The sequence below is a fragment of the Pedobacter sp. AK013 genome, assembly GCF_014205835.1.
GTDB lineage: Bacteria > Bacteroidota > Bacteroidia > Sphingobacteriales > Sphingobacteriaceae > Pedobacter.
In genome coordinates, this window is record NZ_JACHCQ010000009.1 from 18,871 (window position 1) to 40,506 (window position 21,636).

Annotated in this window: 16 protein-coding genes; 4 read left to right on the plus strand and 12 right to left on the minus strand. The window is 38.7% G+C overall.

Annotated features, from left to right (window positions below; genetic code table 11):
- The 6 genes from HDC90_RS08080 to HDC90_RS08105 form a co-directional block, all read right to left on the minus strand.
- The gene (locus HDC90_RS08080; RefSeq protein ID WP_184465459.1) at positions 1-957 is read right to left on the minus strand and encodes a discoidin domain-containing protein; all 957 of its coding nucleotides are present in this window, start codon (positions 955-957) and stop codon (positions 1-3) included.
- 16 nt (positions 958-973) lie between these two features.
- The gene (locus HDC90_RS08085; protein WP_184465460.1) at positions 974-2,815 is read right to left on the minus strand and encodes a RagB/SusD family nutrient uptake outer membrane protein; all 1,842 of its coding nucleotides are present in this window, start codon (positions 2,813-2,815) and stop codon (positions 974-976) included.
- Between the two features lie 2 nt (positions 2,816-2,817).
- The gene (locus HDC90_RS08090) at positions 2,818-6,138 is read right to left on the minus strand and encodes a TonB-dependent receptor (RefSeq protein WP_184465461.1); all 3,321 of its coding nucleotides are present in this window, start codon (positions 6,136-6,138) and stop codon (positions 2,818-2,820) included.
- A gap of 268 nt (positions 6,139-6,406) precedes the next feature.
- Positions 6,407-7,579 carry a FecR family protein gene (locus HDC90_RS08095; RefSeq protein WP_184465462.1) on the minus strand — a complete coding sequence of 391 codons (1,173 nt, stop codon included), beginning with the start codon at positions 7,577-7,579 and terminating at the stop codon, positions 6,407-6,409.
- 88 nt (positions 7,580-7,667) lie between these two features.
- Complete coding sequence (locus tag HDC90_RS08100) at positions 7,668-8,252, minus strand: RNA polymerase sigma factor (RefSeq protein WP_184465463.1); 585 nt, start codon at positions 8,250-8,252, stop codon at positions 7,668-7,670.
- Positions 8,253-8,392: 140 nt separating this feature from the next.
- Positions 8,393-9,016 carry an HAD family hydrolase gene (locus tag HDC90_RS08105; RefSeq protein WP_184465464.1) on the minus strand — a complete coding sequence of 208 codons (624 nt, stop codon included), beginning with the start codon at positions 9,014-9,016 and terminating at the stop codon, positions 8,393-8,395.
- A 79-nt stretch (positions 9,017-9,095) separates the two neighbouring features.
- Here HDC90_RS08105 and HDC90_RS08110 point away from each other — a divergent pair, with 79 nt between their 5' ends.
- From HDC90_RS08110 to HDC90_RS08125, 4 genes are all read left to right on the plus strand, one after another.
- Positions 9,096-9,323, plus strand: a complete 228-nt coding sequence (locus tag HDC90_RS08110; RefSeq protein WP_184465465.1) for a YtxH domain-containing protein — start codon at positions 9,096-9,098, stop codon at positions 9,321-9,323.
- A gap of 63 nt (positions 9,324-9,386) precedes the next feature.
- A complete protein-coding gene (locus tag HDC90_RS08115; protein ID WP_184465466.1) occupies positions 9,387-10,787 on the plus strand; it encodes an MBL fold metallo-hydrolase RNA specificity domain-containing protein in 1,401 nt (466 codons plus the stop codon).
- Positions 10,788-10,998: 211 nt separating this feature from the next.
- Positions 10,999-11,685 (plus strand): bifunctional 2-polyprenyl-6-hydroxyphenol methylase/3-demethylubiquinol 3-O-methyltransferase UbiG, encoded by a 687-nt coding sequence (locus HDC90_RS08120; protein ID WP_184465467.1) that lies wholly within the window; start codon positions 10,999-11,001, stop codon positions 11,683-11,685.
- A gap of 71 nt (positions 11,686-11,756) precedes the next feature.
- The gene (locus tag HDC90_RS08125) at positions 11,757-12,761 is read left to right on the plus strand and encodes an LLM class flavin-dependent oxidoreductase (protein WP_184465468.1); all 1,005 of its coding nucleotides are present in this window, start codon (positions 11,757-11,759) and stop codon (positions 12,759-12,761) included.
- A gap of 178 nt (positions 12,762-12,939) precedes the next feature.
- Here the strand turns inward: HDC90_RS08125 and HDC90_RS08130 are convergent, their stop codons facing one another.
- The 6 genes from HDC90_RS08130 to HDC90_RS08155 all read right to left on the minus strand — a co-directional run bounded on the left by HDC90_RS08130 (position 12,940) and on the right by HDC90_RS08155 (position 21,574).
- A complete protein-coding gene (locus HDC90_RS08130) occupies positions 12,940-15,714 on the minus strand; it encodes an outer membrane beta-barrel protein (RefSeq protein WP_184465469.1) in 2,775 nt (924 codons plus the stop codon).
- A 287-nt stretch (positions 15,715-16,001) separates the two neighbouring features.
- Positions 16,002-17,078, minus strand: a complete 1,077-nt coding sequence (locus tag HDC90_RS08135; RefSeq protein WP_184465470.1) for a DUF5694 domain-containing protein — start codon at positions 17,076-17,078, stop codon at positions 16,002-16,004.
- Between the two features lie 157 nt (positions 17,079-17,235).
- A complete protein-coding gene (locus HDC90_RS08140) occupies positions 17,236-18,375 on the minus strand; it encodes a M28 family metallopeptidase (protein ID WP_184465471.1) in 1,140 nt (379 codons plus the stop codon).
- Between the two features lie 235 nt (positions 18,376-18,610).
- Positions 18,611-19,549 (minus strand): DUF6607 family protein, encoded by a 939-nt coding sequence (locus HDC90_RS08145; RefSeq protein ID WP_184465472.1) that lies wholly within the window; start codon positions 19,547-19,549, stop codon positions 18,611-18,613.
- Positions 19,550-19,561: 12 nt separating this feature from the next.
- Positions 19,562-20,770, minus strand: coding sequence for a PepSY domain-containing protein (locus tag HDC90_RS08150; RefSeq protein ID WP_184465473.1), 1,209 nt, complete (start codon positions 20,768-20,770; stop codon positions 19,562-19,564).
- A 75-nt stretch (positions 20,771-20,845) separates the two neighbouring features.
- A complete protein-coding gene (locus tag HDC90_RS08155) occupies positions 20,846-21,574 on the minus strand; it encodes a DUF4198 domain-containing protein (protein WP_184465474.1) in 729 nt (242 codons plus the stop codon).
- Between the last annotated feature and the right edge of the window lie 62 nt (positions 21,575-21,636).

The window sequence follows — 21,636 nt, forward strand, 5'->3', positions numbered from 1 at the left end:
TTATTTTACTTTAAAAACCTGAAATTCGGCTAAATGTGTATAATCCTGAGGCCCTTCGGTCATTTCTAACTTCAGGAATCTTACTTTAGTGGGGGCATCGAGCTCATAGTTCTGTAAAGCTTTTAAATTGGGGTCCATGGCTTTGGCTGTTAAAAGATTAGTCCAAATGATGCCATCAACACTTCCTTTCAGGTTAAATTTGGTAAACCCTGTATTGTTGTTGTTGCGGGGAGCCATAGATATACTTGTTACATTAGTTAGTGTAAGCATATCCACCTGGATCCAATGCGGGTATGGTAAAACGGTGGGTGAATATTGCGAATGCCAAAAAGTTGCCAGATCGCCATCAATTACACTAGTAAGTGATCCATCGCCAGGCTGAGTGCTTGATGCGGTAAGCGCCCACCCCGTTCTGTCTGCAAGAATCTCGGGCGCCTTATACGTCACAGAAGTAATAAACATTGTTTTTAACAAAGGATTGATCTTATATCCAGAAGCATCAATAATACTGATCGGCAACATATATACTTTGTTGGGGTCCAGGTTTTTAGAGTTGTATTTTAAGGAAGCCAGGTTGGAAGTAATTGCTCCGCTTGATATGGTTACATCCAGACCGCTAATAGTATAAGCACTTACAGGGAGTTTCAAATAGGGTGTAAGGTTTTGACTGGTACGTACAACATTTACACTATCAAAGGCCTTATCATCTATCTTAAATTTCACCGTAATATTGTTTAGCGGCAAACCTACGGCGGCGAAAGATGCACCAAAATCATAGGATACAACAGTGTCCTTTGTAGGATAAATGGTTATTTTTTGTGCATTGGCTTGTCTGGAAACATACACCAGCGCATTTTCTTTAGTGTCTGATTTTTCAAGGTATGCATCTTCTTTCTTACATGCACTCATAGCTGTAAGAACAGCTATGATACAGGATAATATTTTATATAGTTTCATATAATATCGTTTTAAGTTAGTACCCTGGAAGCTGAACAATTTGTTTGTTTCTGTCCATTTCATTCTGACGATAAGGGAGGAAATAAAATTTACGTTGCCACAGTACCCTGGAGGTTGCAACCACCCGTTTGTAAAAGGTCGGGTCAGACAAAGAAGTGCCCGCGTCCATATTCATGCCGTAAAAATCGCCACCTTGTTTTGAACCGGTTTCATCTGGGATTTTCCACCGGCGTACATCCCAGAACCTGAGACCTGATTCGTAGCAGAGCTCGATTCGCCTTTCCAGGCGGATTTGTTTCCGCATTTCTATCTGGCCGAGGTCTGCAGGGATTTCTGGTATCCCTCCGCGTGTACGTACATCATTCAGGTATTTTAATACATCGGCATTACCTGGCTGCGATTCGTTTAAAGCCTCTGCATAACTTAAATACAGTTCAGCCATTCTTATCAGCATAGCGGGGCGGGCAGGATTACTTCCTGTACTTAAATTGGTATTTGGGTGAATGTTTTTTCTGGCTGTATACCCTGTTTTTGGATAATCCCGTGCGTTTGCTTTTTTGCCCGATGCTGCTGTAGAATAATAAGTAACATAAGTTTGCCCTGCTGCAGGAACCACTGGTATTACTGATCCGCTAAAGGTTACATCGACATAAAAACGGGGTTCTCTTCCGACATACATATTATTCGTACCTGCAGAATAATAAGGTGTTGCAGTGTTGGTGAAAGTTGTTTCGTTATATGAAGGCGTTTCTTTAATTGTACGCCCGTCTGCCATTCTGAAATCATCAACAAGTTCCTGTAACACACCAATACCATTCCAGCCATTGCCAGACAAGGAATTTTTTGGCGCACAGTGCTGAGACCAACCAGAATGTATATTGGTTGCCCTTCTTAGCCAAATACCTTCTTCTTTCCAGCCATCCCAAAACATATCCCTGGTCGAATTAAATCCCTGAAGAAATAAGTTGGCATTTTGTTTTATAAAAAGTTTATGGCCCTGGGCTACATTCAGATCAATGGCTCTTTTCATTGCTTCGGCTGCAGCCGCCCAACGGGTAGGATCATAAGTTTGGTTAAATAATTGCTTTCCATCAAAGTTCTTCCAATCTGCGAATTCTGAATTTCCGTTAAATAGCGGGCTGGCATGCGCCAGTAAAACCTGCGCTTCAATTGCTGCTGCTATGGGTAGCGTAATCCGGCCAACCTGATAATCATCAACGGTATTGGAGCCAGTAAGGTGCAGGCTCGTTAGGCTTGCTTCCGATGCACGCATTTCATTCAGCACAAACTTTACGCATTCATCCCAAGAACTCCTTGGAATTTGAAAGTTATCATTTGGCAAACCCGAAACCAGGGGTGCAATGGCTGCTGGACCTACTTCTTTCATTAGTAACCAGTGATAGTAGGCCCTTAAAAAACGTGCTTCTCCTTTATATTCTTTTACAATAGATTCACCATTCTGTTGGTCTAAAAGCTCCTTACACTCATCAACCCGCTCCAGAAAAATGTTAATGTTCCGGATCAATTGGTAATAGGTTTCGAAACGTGTTGGCGAATTATCGCTGGTAACTGCTCCAGAATTGATGGTTAAGGCGTTACCTGTTCCCCAGTTGGCATATTCCAGCTCATCGCTAGTGCCCGCATACTGATAACCATAAGGTTGATCCCATATATCCTGTATACCTGCATACAGGCTAAAGAACCAGCGTTCGGTATTGGCCCTGTTAGAAAATACTTTATCTATGGTATTGATATTATCTGGTACGGTATCAAAATATCCTTTTTTACAGCTTGTGGGTATAAAAAGGAACGATATTAATAGCGCCAGAATTAATTTTTTTGCGAATCTGTTTTTCATAATTAGTTAAAATTAGCACGTAAACCTAAATTGAAAGTTGAAATGTTTGGATAAGATGCCCCACGGCCATCGCCCAGTTCCGGATCCCAAAATTTCCATTTTGAAAAAGTTAGCAGATTGGTCCCATTGGCATAAATTCTCAGCTTTTTAACGGCAACTTTGCTCAATGCCTTTATACCAAAAGTATAACCCACTTCTGCACTTTTTAAGCGGATGTAATCTGCACGTTTAACCCACCAGGTACTGGAATCATAATTTGTAGTAACATCCTGATTGGTGGATAAGCGTGGATAAAACGCATTTGGATTAGGGTTTTCTACCGTCCAGCGATCCGTTATTTTGGTATACATGTTTCCAAAAGTAGCGCCCTGAGAGAAAGGTGTTGTTCCTGTACCACCATTATAGCTGAAATCAACCTGACCAGCGCCCTGGAAAAAGAGCACAAAATCAAATCCTTTATAGCCTGCCCCAATGTTTAATCCATATAAAATTCTTGGGATACTACCATAACCAATGGCTTGTTGGTCAAATGTAGAAATGATACCATCTCCATTCAAATCTTTATAGCGGATGTCGCCCGGACGTACATTTCCTGCTTGTGTAGGTGCATTGTCAATTTCATTCTGGTCTTTAAATAGTCCCATGGCTACATAACCAAAACGCTGACCAATAGCGTGCCCGGTACGGTTAAGCCATGGGTATTGCCATGGTGGTAAACCATCAAAAATGTTCTTGTTCTCATTCATGTTGAAGGTTCCCCTGAAAGTTACAAATCCATCTCTGAAGCTCTTATTGTAGTTTAAAGTCAGATCGATACCACGGTTTGCTGTTTTACCCACATTTACATAAGGAATATTGGTGTTCGTGAATCCGGAAATATATGGAATAGTGTAATTTTGAAGTAAGATGCCGTTCCTTTTTTCCTTAAATAACTCCACAATCAGTTGAAGATCATCTTTTAGGAAATTGATTTCGATACCGAGGTTGTGCCTGAAACCGGTTTCCCATTGTACGTCGCTGCCGATTCTGTTTTCCTGGTAGCCGGTATAGCCTCTGTCTGCCCCTGGAATACCGAAAGTATATGAAAATGCATCACCTAAGGTTGATAAGAATAAAAAGCGGGAATTGGTATTACTGTTACCTGTTAAGCCATAGGTATAGCGGAATTTCAGATAAGATACAATATTTTTAACAGGTTCAAAAAACTTCTCTTTCGAAGCTACCCAGCCTGCACCAACTGAAGGGAAGAAACCAAAACGTTTGCTCGGAACAAAGTTTTCAGATCCTGAATAACCAAAGTTGGTCTCAATAAAATACTTGTCTTTATAGCCGTAATTTGCCCTTCCAACTAACGAACGTTGCCTGAATGGTATAGAGCTGATCAAGTCGGTCGCATTTCCATTCACGTAATCGGATTGATTGAAAAGTAATAAACCTGAAACATCATGATTACCGTATTTTCTCGAATAGTTAAGGGAAGTTTCGGTATAAAATCTTCTGTTACTGTTGCGGTCGGCCGAAAAGCCCAATACGTCTGAACCCGTTTCTGCTATTCTGGTAATAAGCTTGCCGCTTGCATCTCGGCCAGTAGCCAGATAGGATTGCAAGGTTCTTGACCGGGTTAAGCTGCTTCCGTTAACAGCATCGAAAGCAAACATGGTTGAGAAGGATAGTCCTTTGGTTAGGAAGTCTAGTTCCTGAATTACTTTGATGTTACTTCTAACAGTATTTGAATAGGTGTTTGAATAGCCGTTGGCAACTAGGTAGTAGTAGGGGTTAAATGGAACACCGGGATATTTGGGCCACTGGCCGTTCGAATAAATTGGAGGTACCACATGCGGCGCTTGCTGTGTGGCATAATCAAAAATTGCATTTACACCAGCTGATGGTGTATTATAATTGGTAATAAATCCATTAACTCCGAGTTCAAGATTGGTACTTTTGGTTACCTTAACACTTACATTACTGTTAAAATTAAACCTTTCAAGCTTTAGTGTCGAATTAAAAGATTGTGCTTCGGCCTGTTTAAACATTCCTTTTTCTGTGTAATAACCGGCCGATACATAATATTTGGCAGCATCTACACCACCGCTTACATTCAGATTGGCTCTGCTGGCACTCGAAAAATCATTAAACAGATAATCGTACCAGTTTACATTAGGGTATAAATCGGGATCTTCTCCGCTGGCATGTTTCGCTATAACAGCCGGATCGTATTGTGGCGTTCTTCCCCTGGTTGATAAGCTTTCATTATACAAAGTCATAAAGGTGGGCGCATCTATAAATTCCGGAAGCTCCGTAAATTTTGAGCGCGAACTGTTTAGCTCCACATTGATATTTGGTTTTCCTATTTTACCTTTTTTGGTATTAATGAGGATTACGCCATTGGCCCCTCTTGTACCGTACACTGCGGTAGCCGTCGCATCTTTTAATATGGTGAAACTTTCTACATCCTCAGGGTCGATGTTGTTGATTGGCCTATCAGGAACACCATCTACCACGAGTAACGGAGATTGAGGACTACTGGCAAAAGTTGCAATACCGCGGATAAAAATATCTGCTCCGTCTGCACCTGGTGCTCCGCCGCGTTGCGTAGATATTACACCTGCAAGACGTCCGGCCAGTGCGGAGGTTAAATCCCTTACAGGGAGTTTTAGCTCTTCGGGCTTAATAGTAGCTTGGGCACCTACCACACTTACCTTTTTCTGTCGTCCAAAGCCAATAACGGCAATTTCGTTCAAACTTCCTGATTCTGGCTCCAAGATGACATCGATATCTACTCTGTTTCGAACAGCTACTTCAACACGTTTATACCCCACGTAAATAAATTCAAGCGAGTCTGTAGCTTCAACATCTATGGCATATTTTCCATTTAAATCTGTTAAAACGCCATTTTTAGTATGTCGTACCCGTACAGTAACGCTTGAAATAGGTAAACCTAATTCATCTTTCACTGTGCCGCTAACCTTATATTTGGCTTGTTCAAGAACGGGTTTGGGTACAACTGACCTTTGATCGGGTACCGGTTGTTCTTTTTTTGTGATCACGATTGTTCGCTCATCAATCGTAAATGCCAGTGGCTGGTTCATCAGGCAAATTTTCATGACCTGGTCTAATGGGGTATTGTTAAAATCAGCATCGAGGGTGCGGCTGGTTTTTAATACTTTCGGAAGATAGAAAACATCGTAGCCCGTTTGTTTCTCAATCTCTTCAAATATCCTTACAATACTCACGTTTTGCTGTTTAAATGTTAGTCTTTGTGCATAGCTGACAGCACTGACCTGCATGATCGTTACAAAGAGTAATAACGTCGTTAATTTCATAAATCGCAGGATTTTAGGTATAAAGGAATAGCCCCCTAATATTCTTAGGTAAAATTTATACATTTGGTTTGTCTTGTTTTAGGTTAAAAAAATAGTTTGCAAACTAGTTTTACTCAGGCAAGTCGTTTGCTGGAAGTGTTGGTCGCACTTCCAGTTTTTATTTTAACCTCACCTGAAAGAAGCTTTCTGTTAATAGTAATCTGATTTTTTCATGTCTGGTTTTTTTAATTGATTAGTTTAAGTTGATATAATAATTAATTGGTTCTTGTTATTCTACAATGATTTCGCGCCCTTTTACCGTAAACTTGAATGCTTTTGCCAGTTCCATTTTCTTCAACACCTGATTAATGTTTGCGTATTTGGAAATCCGCCCGCCCAGTAGTTCATTTTTCAGTTCTGGCCGTTTATAAATAACCTGCACATTGTACCATCTGGCAACTTCGAGCATACCAGCCTCCAGGGTCTTATCAGTGAAGCGGAAAACGCCGTTTTTCCAGGCTATAGCATATTCTGTGTTTACTTTATCAACTGAAATGTTATCCTTATTGACTGTTGCCTGTTCTCCCGGAACAATAATTTTTTGATCCGTCTTATTTTTAATTTTAACACTTCCTTCAAGTAATGTGGTTTTTGTTGTAGATTCATCGGCGTAAGCATTTACATTAAAATGTGTGCCCAATACTTCCACTTCCTGTGTACCTGTTTTAACAATAAAAGGATGTTTTTTATCTTTTGCAATTTCAAAATATGCCTCTCCAACCAGGTTAACTGAGCGTTTTCCGGAATGAACCAAAGCCGTGTTATAAGAAAGACTGGATGCGGCGTTTAACCAAACCAGAGACCCATCAGGCAAACGGACCTGATAGGTTTCTCCATTGTTGGTAGAGAGCGTATTGATTTGATCAGGAAGTGTAGTTCCTTTTATCTCATAAATCAACAGGCCATTTTTAGTTTTGGTAATGGTTACACCAGCCTCACTTGCAAGCTCACCATTTACCGCATCAGATAATTTGATTGTTTTGCCGTTAGCCAGTTTAAGTGTTGCACCTGTTGAGCCAGGCGTAATGTGCGTATTTGTATCGGCCAAACTGGCTAAATCGGTACTTCGCTTTAAATAAAAGAGGCTGGCACCGAATATAATGATCGCTAATGCTGCTGCAATTCCTATCCAACGTTTCGGCCTTCGCTGAGGTTGTGTTAAGGGATAAATATTTTCACTTTGTATTTTAGAGAGGATTTCTCCGCCATCGCCAAACAGGAAAGCAGCCGGACTAAATTGATTTTCATCAAACGCTTCCCAATAGCTCTTAAGCAATCGTTTAACCTGTTCTTTATTACAGGGATCGGCCATCAGCAATAGAAATTCTTCCTTTTCTTCAGTAGAATTTAAGTGCTGCAATTGCCGATTGAATAAAAGATTCAATCTCTGGTTTTCAGTCATATCTGGTTAGGATTCTAGCGAATCATTACTAAAGACGCAGAGAAATAGAAAACGGGATATAAAAAAAAATAAAGACAGAAAAAAATACTTAATTCATGCTCAGGATGACAGAGATGGTTATTGCTGTATGTAGTTTTAGAAACTTGGATACCGATTTGGTTGCCCATTGCTGGTATTTTTTAACAGATTCGATAGATATTCCCATTTCTACTGCAATTTGCCTGCTTTTTAGCCCCTGCTGGCGAAGTTGCAATACCCTTTGTTGAGAGGGTGGCAATTCTGCAATAGCCTTGACAAGAATATTCTGATATTCCTGGTCTACATTAAAAATTTCTTCACTCTCATTAAGGCTTAATACTTCTTCAGCATACAACTGGCTATGTTTTTTATCTTTAACCATTCGGCGAATAGCACTGATGGTATAGTTACGTGTCAAAATAAAAAGATAAGCGGTGAACTTATCCAGTTTAGGTAATATTTCTCTGTTTTCCCATATCTTCAAGAATATATCCTGTACCATCTCTTCACAGATTTCTACAGATTCTAGCATGGTATAAATATATTTGGTTAAAGGACCATGATAGGCACGGAACAATTCGGCAAAGGCAATCCCATCGCCATTTGCTATTTCCAGTAGCAACTCTTTTTCATTCTGAAGAGGTTTAATCGCCATTTTTTAGTTTAGCTGTAAGATAAAACTAAGTATTTTTAATTAAGTGCAAAGAATAAATTTAGGTTAATATGGTAACAATCAACCATAAAATAGTGCCTCCTTTTTTTTGATTTATTAAATACGGAAATTATAACCCCACATTACTGCCCAGCTGCTGTATGCAGATTGCTCAAATCATTCCCCCTAAAAGTGGTTTCGGCATTTGGATGCAGGTTTTCAGGATCGAGTAAAAAGGTGCTGATCCCCAGTTCCAGCCCAAATTTGATTTCCGATTCGGCATCGTCGCCAATAATTAATATATCCTCTTTGTTAAAATGATGGCGATCAATCAACATTTCAAAAATTTTCTTTTTATTAGTGATAGAAACATCCACTACGTGTACTTCCTCAAAATCATCAGTAATGCCCAACATCTTAATTTTTGAGATTTGTTGTTTTCGGAAACCCGCCGTTACAATAAACTTCCGGCCAGTTAAGCTTTTGATATGATGATAATCATTGCTTGGTTTTAAAGGTTTGGTTACTTCCCTATTCTCGAGGTACGAAATAATTTCAGGCATCACTTCTTGCTTAAAACCATATTTTTTAGCCATTTTTAGAAAAGGCGTCCTCAACATTTCCTGTTTAGCAAGCTGAAAATCTTCTTTGCTGATGCCTAAATCCAATTTTTCTAAAAAACGGTATAATTCGCCCATCAACTGTTCTTCATTTGCCTTGGCAAAATAAATGGTATTATCTAGGTCTATAAAAAAAATGTGCTTCATTGTGGATTGGTTTTTGTGAGATGAAAAAAATAAAAACACCTGTGGGTTAAATATGTTTAATAAGTAAATCACTAAGAACATGAAAAAAGAGACAAAAATTATAGTAGGCGTATTAGCTGGAGCTGCACTTGGCGCAACAATCGCGTTGGCATTATCTTCAGATTCTGGCAACGATTTAAAAGGTAAAGTATCAGATTGGTTAGCTGATATTTTAGATAGCTCAAAAGGTAAATTAGCAGGTTTGGCAGATAAAGCAAGCGGTGTAGCCGATAAGGTGAAAGATAAAATAGCAGAAATAAATGCATAAAGAATTGGAAGTGCCGGAAATATCCGGCATTTTTATGCTATATATATTCTAACCACCATCTTGATGAACATTGCTTTTCATGGTGCCGCCCGTACCGTTACGGGGAGTAAGCACCTTATTACCTTAAAAAACGGTACCCAGATTTTATTAGATTGTGGATTATTCCAGGGGATGGGGCGCGCTACGGATAAATTAAATGATTTTTTTGGTTTTGATGCCAAAAAGGTTACTTACATGGTTTTATCACACGCACATATAGACCATTGTGGATTATTGCCTAAACTGGTTGCAGAAGGATTTGAAGGTGAGATTTTTTGTACTTCGGCAACTATGGATCTTGCCCGCATATTGATGATGGATTCTGCAAAGATCCAGATGCAGGATGCCGAATATGCCAACCGTCACCTCCGTCATGGCGAAGAAATGGAGGAAGCACTTTATACAGAAGAAGATGTTACCAAAACGGTGAGCCAGATGAAGATTGTAGATTATGAAGAGGATTTCGAGATTGAACCCGGAGTACTTTTGAAATTTACAGATGCTGGCCATATTTTAGGCAGTGCTGCGGTACATCTTACTATTATGGAAGATGGAAAATCGACCAGGATTACTTTTTCTGGCGATGTTGGCCGTTATGGCGACCTGCTTTTAAAAAGCCCGCAACAGTTTGATCAGGCCGATTATATTTTAATGGAATCAACCTATGGCGATTCATTACATAAAGACCTCGATCCAATCGAAAACATGCTTTTTGAGATCATTAACAATACCTGCAAAATTAAAAAAGGGAAAGTAATTATTCCAGCTTTTGCCGTTGGCCGTACTCAGGAATTACTTTATGCGTTAAATGGGCTTGAACTAAAGGGTAAATTGCCTGATGTTCCGTACTATGTAGATAGTCCTTTATCTTCGAAAGCAACCCAAATTCTTAAAAACCACCCTGAAGTATATAATAATGGTGTTAAGGAAACTTTAAAAATCGATCATGATGTATTTGCTTTTAAAGGCCTGCGTTTTATTGAAAGTGTAGAAGAATCTAAAGCTTTAAATGCCGATCCAAGGCCTTGTGTAATTATTTCTGCATCGGGTATGGCAGAGGCTGGCCGGGTAAAGCATCATATCCGTAATAATATTGGTAATCCCAAAAATACCATTTTAATGGTGGGTTACTGCGAGCCAAATTCGCTTGGTGGCAAGTTAATTGCGGGCCAAAAAGTAGTAGAGATTTTTCGTGAGGAATACGAAGTGAAAGCTGAAGTACAATCGATTAAATCGATGAGTGCACATGGTGATTATGAAGATTTATTGCATTTTTTATCGGGCCAGGATCCTGCTAAAGTTAAACAGCTGTTTTTGGTACATGGAGAATACGAAGTACAACAACATTTTGCCACGAGATTAAAAGATAATGGATTTAAACATGTAGTCATACCCGAATACCATCAGGTATTTGAGTTGGAGTAAAATTGTTAAGTGAAATTGTTGGTCCAGATTTGCAATCCGGCTTTCCGTGTCCGGTTTTTAATCTGACTTAATGAAGGATTGTAAATCCTTCGCTCTTAAGATGGAATTGCAAATCCCGACTAACTTATAACCTATTTGTTGTAATAATGGTTTTTTACTGCTCATTTTCTTTAAGCTTTAGTCTTTCAGCTTTCCTCCCTATCTTTGCCACATGGATGTTTTTGGTAAAGCGTTAACTGATATTTACAGAACAGGCGAGGCTGATACGCTTTGGTTACACAATTCGTATGGAGAGCCTGAAGAAATGCCTTTAGAATTCTTTTTCAGGGATGATGAAGATATGCCCGTTCTAGAGCTTCAGGCATTGCACATGTGCAATGGCAAGGTATTGGATATTGGTGCCGGTGTTGGAAGCCATGCTCTACTTTTACAGGCCTTTAATATCGATGTTACGGCTATTGATATTTCGGAAGCAGCGGTTAATATTATGAAAAACCGTGGTGTAAAAAAAGCATTCGTACAGGATGTTTTTACATACAAGGAGAAATTTGATACCATTATTATGCTGATGAACGGTATCGGTTTAACAGGAACTTTGCCTGGGTTTAAAGATTTTCTGATCAAATTAAAAGATCTCATCAACCCTAACGGACAGGTGATTTTTGATTCTTCTGATATTGCTTATTTATATGAAGATATGCCCAAACCGCAAAATAAGTATTATGGAGAGGTATCTTATCAATACGAATATAAAGGCGAAAAAGGCAACTGGTTTAATTGGATTTATATAGATGAAGAAACCATTAAACAAGCGGCAAAAGAAACGGGATGGGATGCTGAATTGATTTTTGATGATGGAGAAGATCAGTATTTGGTCAAATTGACTTTAGCGCAATAATCTTAAAGTCATAAAGCTTTTCATGCCCATATTTTAAATTAGTTGGCTCATACATTTGTTATATACGAATTATGAGCAATACAAAAATAAAGCTAAGTGTCTTAGATCAATCACCGGTTCGCAAAGGCGTTACTGCCCGTCGTGCCATTGAAGAAACCACTATTCTTGCACAAGAAACTGAAAGGTTGGGGTACCACCGTTTTTGGGTTTCAGAACATCACAATACCACCAGTTTAGCGGGTTCGACACCCGAGATCTTGATTGCCCATTTGGCCAATCATACCAAAACCTTAAGGATAGGCTCTGGCGGCATTATGCTGCCTAACCATAGCGCGTTAAAAGTTGCAGAAAGTTTTCGTTTATTGGAGGTGATGCATCCTAACCGGATCGACCTGGGGATGGGCCGGGCACCTGGTACCGACCGTATTACGGCTTCGATGCTTAACCCTTCAAACAATTGGAGTGAACAGGATTTTGTAGAACAACTGCGCGAATTGCAACATTATTTGCATGACACCTCTGATGGCGGTATCCAAGCAAAAATAAAGGCAATACCAATTGCTGAAACCATTCCACAGCAATGGCTTTTAAGCAGCAGTGGGCAAAGTGCTTTATTTTCTGCCCACTTTGGAATGGGCTTTTCTTTTGCGCATTTTATTAATCCACATGGAGGCCCACAGGCTGTTCAATACTACCGGGAACATTTTAAACCCTCGGTTGATTTAGCAAAACCAGTTGAAAATGTGGCACTTTTTGTTTTCTGCTCAGAAGATGAAGAAAAGATAAAGCAGCAGGAGGCTTTAATGGGGTATCGTTTTCTCCAGCTAGAAAAGGGTGGAGGATTAACCTCAGTGGGTTGGAATGATATTAAAGATATCAGTTATAACGCTGTGGAACAGGAACGGATTAATGCCAATAAACCGCGGATGATTTATGGCACGCCAACAGTAATAAAAGAGCGGCTTTCCAAACTAGCTGTTGATTATGGTGTAGATGAACTGATGCTCGTTACCATTACCGAACATTTTGAAGACCGGATAAAATCGTATGAGTTGTTGGCGGATTTATTTTTGTAAAATAAATTAAATCTGTTATTCTGAACGTAGTGAAGAATCTTTAATTATAGCGCATATTATACTCATTTCCGCGGTTTGCATCTCTATAAATAATAAAAAAAAATTGAAAAGAAGAGCTTTCGCCGAGGTCTGTGTCTCCACAGACCCCGGAGTTTAACATTCAGGATGACAGCACACTTTAAAAATTGAAAAACGTTTGCCGGCCGCCAACTTTTTGTCCAAAGTTTTGGATATTATAAGTAAGGGTAAGCATACCATATCTACCGAGGTTATTACTCTGCGTATCAATAACGCGGTTGCCCGTAATCTCAATATTCCTGCGTACATTGCTCTGCAAAATATCATTCACAGAGAACTTTAATTGCGCCCTGTCGTTTTTCATGAATAGGTAAGTAAGGGCAGCATTCCAGAATTTGATATTGTTGTTATAGCCTGCAGTTTTTTGGTCATTGATGGTTAAAGAATAGTTGGTTTCGAAAACCAGTTTTTTGGGATAACGGATAATCAGCTCAGATGTACTTCGGTGGGTATTGTAACTGATGTTAGTGTAAAAACTATCCTCGTATCTGCTCCTGTTCAGGTTTACCGAATACGACTGGTTAATCTCAACCTTATCGTTCAGATTTAACCTCAGGCTTCCATTTGGCCCTACATAAAATACATTCGCATTACTTTGGATATTGTTCACAATAACAGGACTATGATCAAAATTGGCCCAGAAACCCAGCCCAACCTTTAAGCTTGTTTTATCTTTCCTGAAGTCTTTTGAAATGTTAGCCCCACCCTGAAAGTTATAAATACCGCTCATGTTGATTGGATTAACCGTTTGCACGCCATTATTGATGGTAATTCTATTGACGATACCATTTTTGGTAAAATTGCCATAACCATATAGATTATAGTTGATTAAGCTTTTAGGGTCATATTTATACATGTTCATGCTTAAGTTCTGCGTTCTTGCCGGAAGCAGGTTTTGATTTCCGTTCCTGATATAAAATGCATTGGTATTATCTGCCACAGGCTGAAGATAGCTAACATTGGGCTCTGTAAACCTGGCAGAATAGTTAAAGCGGAATATTTTGTACTTCAATTGAAATGTTGGCCATACGAAGTTATAACGCTGATCAATGTCCTCGCTATTGGTAAAGCGGTTGTTTAACGAAATGTAGTTGTGCACCAATCCTGGTTGAAGGTAGAGATCTTTCGTTACTTTGTACCCAAGGCTGATATTTGTGTTGGTTTTGAAGCCGGCTTGTTTAACTGTTTGCGACAAATTCGGAATTACAATATCGTATAACTGGTTAGCCGGATTGCGGTAAAAAGTGCCTAGTGCATTTTCGTTATTGATGATATTGCCGCTTATATCCGTTTTAAAATTCAGTTTTTTGCTAATGGGTTCGGTATAGTTGCCATAGAGATAAGACCTGAAGTTATCGATGGTATTGTTCCTTAACTGATCGATTTCTGAAGTAGACGGTGTGATGTAAAAAACACTTGTGCTCCTGTTGTAATTGATAACAGGGTTCGGGGTTGCAGAAATATCGACGCCCATATTGAAAGATCTCCCTGCTTTTTTAAAATCTTTACTAAAGTCGGCCCTTAATTGATATTGGTTGCTCGAAGTATTTAGGTCATTCAAATTCTCGAGTTTGTTGATAAGCTGATTATTCGCATTATTATTGCTTGAAAATATCTGGCTTACCGAGTTGTTGGAGCTGAGCACAATAGCCGGTTCGATGGTCAGTTGCGTTAAGGAATCGACTTGCCAATCTAATTTTCCACCAATATTGTGTTTTAGGATAAGGGAATTGGTATTTTCATTGGCGTTGGTAATCAGCCCGTCGGTACCCAGTGTTTGGTTGGTGTTGGTGAGTTTTTCCAGAAGATTATCCGAACGGCCAAAGAAATATTGGGTATTAATTTTGATTCCTTTTTTGGTTAAAGTATTAAAGTTAAAGCCACCTCCGGATGAAGTCTGAACACCATTATAACTTCCTCCAAAACTAATACCATTGAACTCGAAATAACCTCCTGAGGTCATCATCATAGAGTTTACACCGCTTCTGTTAAACCCACCTATACGTTGCACATCATTGGGGTTAAAGCCTGGCTGATTGATGTTGTTGCCATAAGCCAATATACTTACCTGTGTGGTATCTCTAAAGAAGTTCATTAATCCACCGGCCTGGTAGAGGTCTTTTAAACCTCCGCCAGCATATAATTTACCGAAGGCTCCTTTTTTAATCGCTTTTTTCAGCTTTAAATTGATAATTTGAGGTATTTCTGCTGCCGTTAAATCCGGATCACGCCTTTTGGCCTGTTTATCATCAACCACCTGCACCTTGTCTATAATATTAGCGGGTAGGTTTTTGGTCGCAATCTGCTGATCGCCACCAAAAAACTCCTTTCCATCTACTAAAATTTTACTAACTGCTTTGCCATTAACCTGTATAGAACCGTCGGCTGCAATGGCAACGCCCGGAAGCTTTTTTAGTAGATCTTCTACCACTGCTGATGGCAAGGTTTTAAAAGATTCAGCATTAAATTCAATGGTATCTTTCCGTACAATTACGGGTGGTCTTTCTCCTGAAATTATAACTTCACTTAAGTCATTCGCCCTAACAGAAAGATAAAGGGTACCTAAATTTAATGTAGGGTTGGCTGCCGTTAGCTCTACCTCTTTTCGGTATGTTCCATATTGCCATGCCGTTACCACTAAGCGGTATTTTATGCCTATGGTTAAACCACCGATTTTAAAAACACCTTTATCATCCGATAACTTATAACTGCTTAATATACTATCGCCAACTTTGTAAACTGAAACTGTTGAATAATTTAAAGTGGTCTTGTGATTGGCGCTGTCGGCTAAAATTCCGGTAATGCTTCCATTTTTTTGCGCAAATAAATTAAAAATAGCTAAGATGAGGCCGATTGAAAGTAAGAGTTTCTTCATATATATATTAAATAAGCAAGCTAAAATTAGGTGCTATGTTTTTATGGTACAGATAAATGTGACGAACGATATAAAAAATGTGACAGACTAAAAAGATCTAGTATAGTTCATTAAAAGACATAGCAGTTGACTAAACGTTGCATTTAACCAAAAACAACTAATCTTTTAGGTAAATGTAAATGGCTTAAGGTGTTTTCGCAAATACTAAACGAAAAAATTACATAGGGCTAAAACGAAAAAGCCCCAAGCTAATGCAATGGGGCTGAGAAAGCGTATACTATATTAGTTTAGTGCAAATCGTTATAATTGATGATTTTAACTGCTTGGTTTTTGGCTAAAATTTCTTCCATCCATTTGCGGTGTGAAGCACCAACGCCGACCACGACCCTTTTTGCATTTTTCGCCTTTGCCTGCTCGACGATGTTTTTACACATACCTTCGTTTCTTAAGGTCCATTGTGCAATCATCTCTTTTACCGTTTCGGTAGGGAAACCTGCATAACCATAAAAATGAGGACCGCCATAAAAGTTCCAGGCTTCATCTAGAATGCCATATTTTACAGTATTCATGCCAGCGTATGGATCGGCATTAAAGGCTTTTTCTTCTTCGGGTGTATAGCTCCAATAAGCTTCTATAGCTTTCATAGTTGCCGCTTCGGCCGAACTACTATCAGCTTTGGCTCTTTTGATCAATATTTGAGATAAAGAATCTGTTTTTGCCCAAGCTATGCTCCAGGGTTTATCATAAGTTTGGCAGTCCATGTTATAAATCCGATCTAGTTTTAACTGATAAATCAATGGGAAATAGATTTTAACATATTCGCTTCCAGGCCTATAAAAACCTATCTTTTTTAACGAATCTATACCACCGAACATCTTGGTGTAGATTACTTGCTCTTCTTTTCCGAAGCTTTGTTTCATATAATTTTCAAGTACAAAAATTTGATAATCAGCATTTCCTCTATCCCAGTTTTTTGCATAATTAACGGCTAAATTCATCCTTGTTTTATGATAATAAGCGAATTTTGCGAGCGCTTTTCGATCTTTTTTAATTTGTGCATCAATATTTTTAGGTGATTCCGGATTTAATTTTTCCAGATAATCGTGTTCTTTTTTAAACAATTCTTTTGCCCAGTTACTTTCTTCCAGCTTAGCGTAATCGCCCTGCGGAAGGTATTCGCCAAAAACCATATCGGGCTTAAAGTTTTTAAGCTTATCAATGATCGCCTGAAAGTTTTGTGTCGATTTAGAATTGTTGTGGGCAGAGCCTACTATAACAATTTCGATTTGGTTCTGGGCATTAGATTTAATGGCAAATACCATTAACCATAATAATGCAAGACTAAGTTTTTGTACAGCTTTCATAATGAATCTTGTTTTCGTTTTGTTGATTCAAAGATGAGCATACATACTGGGCTGCTATATTTAATTATCCCAACGCCTTATTATATTATCCCAATCGGAGAAATTGAGAATTAACGGTTTACATCGTGATTTAATGCTTTCGTCATAAAAAATGAACTTATTCCATCAGTTTTTGGTTAAATCCGACGATCAATTTAAACAGGTCTTTATACTCGGTAAGTGGTAATGTTTCAGGTTTATCGAATATATCATGATAGGCAGATGGGCCTCCTTGGGTATAAATGAAGAATGCCGGAACACCTTTTTCGGTAAAGAAGTAGTGATCGCTGTTGGCTGCCTTTCCTCTAGAGTTTATTTTTGAGATATAATGATTTTGGTTGTTGATTGCGTTCAGCAAAGCAAAAGCTTTAGGGTAAACAGATGCATTAACAACCGTCATCCCGGCTTCGCCTGTACCGACTAAATCTAAATTGATTAGAAATTTTATTTTACTTAAAGGGATTAGAGGGTTTTCTACAAAAAACCTCGATCCCAATAACCCGGCTTCTTCGCCAGCAAAACAGATAAAGCCAATGGAGTAGGGTTGGGGATTGGCGGCATAATATTTGGCAAGACTTAATAAAGTGGCCACACCAGCTGCGTTATCGTTCGCACCGGGGAAATAGGTATCAGCCCCCATACCGCCTAAATGATCGTAATGCGCGGTAACGATTAGCGGTGAATCGGGATATTTAGTGCCCTTAACTAAACCGCAAACATTAGCTGCCTCAAAGTTTGGAATGAATTTGTTTTCAATATCAACATTAATTTCTTTCGGTATTGCGGTAAAGCTCTTTTTATTGAGCTGAATGGTAGTTACATCTCCAACTTGAGTAGCTACAGACCAGGTTAATTTATCTTTTAATAAAACCTGTAACGACGATGAGGCATGATAATTAAGGCTATCAACTGGTGTTAAACCTGCTGTCTGTTTAATACCCGGGCTTTCATGATTAATGATAAAATCTTTACCGGGAATGAGTTTTTGACCATTAATGGCTACCATCATTTTTCCGGGAAAGGTGTTAACAGGGAAATTGAAGGTCTGTTTATAAGTTGTACCCATTGGCGATAAACCAGTTTTTTGATAAACATTAGCAATATAATCGGCAGCTTTTTTCATGCCCTCTTTGGTGTAGCCCCTGCCCCAAAAAGTTTTTGAAGTTAGGGTGTTTACTATAGTTCGGGTGTAGGTAGAATCCTGCGCAAAACTGTTGACGGCACAAAACAGTAAGATGAAGAAACCGAATTTTTTCATGCCGGAATTTAATAAAATAAAGTAGTGTTGTTAAATAATTATTGATAGAGATTTGTAATCCAGACTCAGAGAAATTTTTTAGGTGGATTACAAATCCACCATTTAGTCAGTCGAGATTGCAAATCTCGACCAACATTTCAAGGATTAACCTGCCAGCTTTACATAAAAATGGTTGGTAGATTAACAGCTTCTGCTATTAATCTACCAACCACCATTACGTATAAATTAATATTTTTTACTTTACCAGATAGGGCTGTAAAGCTGTTTTAATTTTGTCTTTGTTCTGGCTTGCTGTCCATTTTTCTTTGATAGATTGATCGCCCAGGCTAAAAAGTGTTTCGTAAAGCAATTTGCCATTTGCCATCGTTTGCACTTTATATGTATTTTGTGAGCCAATAATGTCAGCCCAAACACTACGTACATCTGCCCAATAAGTATGCTGGCTAGCCCACCATTTTTGTGCATATGCAAAAGTTTTAGGATCTATTTTAGTAAATTCCTCATAACCCTTTTCAATAGCTAAAAGTTTATCGCCACTAGCAGTGCGCACAATTTTTTTATTGTCCTGCTCAAACATCCAACCGTTTTTAGTGATGGTAATTCTGCTTCCGCGGTTTAATACATTGTAATCTTTACGAACGGTAGATTCTCTCCTAGGTAGTGGAGAATCAGTTTCGCTCGACCAAGAATCGTGATCACCAACGTGGCTCCATGTTCCATAGCCCTGATAACGTGGGCTATCATCAACCTGATAAACTTTTTGCGTCCATTTTCCTTTTACATCAGCTGGGGTTAAATTAATTTTTTTCCAGGCATTACCTTCAGTATAAAGCATCATGTTGGCGTCTTCATAAGTCCAATCTTGGCGCCAGTGTTTAATAACCGTGGTATCGTTAATGGCCAGCATGTGTTGAATTACAATTCTTTTAGGTTCATCTACAATAATCTCTGCCCATTCGTTACCATGGCTTTCATAAGGTTTACTGAATTTATAGTTTGGATCTGGAGCGGTAACTTCGCCGTAGTTAAAATTAACCTCATAAAAACCAGCTAAAGATTTTATTGCTTTTCTATCCTTTTCCAGTTTTTCTTCCGGAGAATCAACTTTTGTTTGTGCATCAGCATTAAGGGTAATCATACCAGTTAATACTAAAATTAGGTTTAAAAATTTCATTTTTATTATCAATTAGAGGGTGCTTAGTTTTCCGCCACTGCGGAATTTTTTTCTTTTCCCCCACCAGATAATAAATCCGGTGATGGGTAAGCTTGCTGCAATTAAACTGGCAAAAAAAGCCATAATTTTTCCGGGAAGGCCTAAAATAGCGCCTACGTGAATATCGTAATTCATGCCAATTACAGTTTCACCACCATTTTTTTCTGATTGGTTTGTTCGATGTAATAACTTGCCCGAATACTGATCGAACTGAAGTACGTCGTAATTCCAAAACGTTTCTTTACCTCGGTATCCTGTGGCATAAATGGTTGCTGTACCGCCTCCCGCGGGCGACATGGCAATGCGATCTTCATTTTTAAATATTTTTTTTGCTTGCTCAAAAGCAATATCAAAGGGAATTGAAGTAATGGTTTTGGTTGAATCTGATTTAACTTCTACCACTTTTGGGCGTGTGGTAGTTCCTGCCGACACTACATAAACGGTTGCCTGGAACCATTGGAATGCCCAAACTAAGCCCGTTAAAGCCAGCATTAAACAGATTAACATTGTATAAAAGCCCAATACATTGTGCATGTCGTAATTAATGCGTTTAAATTTGGCCTTCCATTTTATTTTGAAACTCTTGTCGAAGTTCGATTTTTTAAGGTTTTTAGGCCACCACATCACCATGCCCGAAACGAGCAGGAATACAAAAATGAAGGTAGACCATCCGATAATCTGTTGACCAATGGGGTGATTGATCAGTAAACTCCAATGGATCATTTTAACTACACCAAAAAACTCATATTTATAATCGGCAACCAAAGTCACTTTTCCGGTATAAGGATTAATCAGCACGACATCATAATAGTCGATAGAATCGAAATACCAGAATGCATTTGGGTTACCGGGTTTATAAACACCAAGTTCCCATGCCCTTTCGGGTGCGTTATAAGCAGATATAAAATTGATTTTCTTTTTATTTCCCAGTGCTTTTTCTGCATTGGCTTGTAGTACACTTAATGGCAGGGTTTTAGGATTTGACGGAACTTCGATAAAAATCTCCTTACGGTGAATAGACTGGGTAATTTCTTTTTGAAAAACATAAATACATCCGGTAATGCCTAACATAAATACGATTAACCCTGATGCGATGCCCAGCCATAGATGCAGCCAGTCACTGATCCGTCGTATGCGCGATTTTTTATTTTTTGATTTTATTGATGGTTTTGTTAGTGCCATTAGCAAGGTGTATGAATAAAAGAACCAATTAGCCTTAAAAATGCTAATTGGCTTTAAATTTTATAAAATTTTCGATTATTTAACTTCAGTAGTGTAGGTTACTAAATGCCAAACTTTATCGTAGTTTTTCCCGTTTAATTTTCCGGGCGTTTTATCTTCTTTAAAAGCTTCTATAAAATATTTGCCACTTTTTTCGACCTTAAAGTTACATTTTCCTGATTCATCTGTTTTAAGCTCCAGTTTTTTCCGGTTGGGATCGATCATACTTATCCTTTGATTTACAAATGCTGATTTATTAAATACAAATTCTGGCGAAGCCAATTTGCCTAACTCAGGCGCTGAATCTAAATGCACCGTAAATAAAGCATTTGCAGGGAATAGTGGCGAATATTTTGGTCCATCTCCAATAGCATCACCATCAGTTACAAAAACATTAGCATAAGTATAATATTCGATTTTTGCGTGCTCGTAAATTGCTGCAACTTCATGAACAATAGATAATCTGTAAAAACCTCTCTCTTCTGGCGTAAAATTAGCTTTAAAGAAATGTACGTCTGGTGTACTTGTTAAAACTTTTGTTGTACCATTTGGAGCAGTTAAAACCAATTTAAAATCCTTTAAGTTGCTGAACCATTTTGCCGCAGAGTCGGGTTCGTTGCTTTCGTATTCGCCGAAGAATACTTTTACTTCCTGTAGCTGTCCTTTTTTTCCTGTTGCCGATGTTTCTATCCATAAAGCATGTGCAAATACATTCGAGATGCTAAAAGCAAGAAATAGGGCTACTAATGAGATTTTAGTTTTCATGTTTTCCGGGTTGGGTTTTAAAACCAGGCGAAACTGATCTGATCCAGCTTCCCCTGATTGAT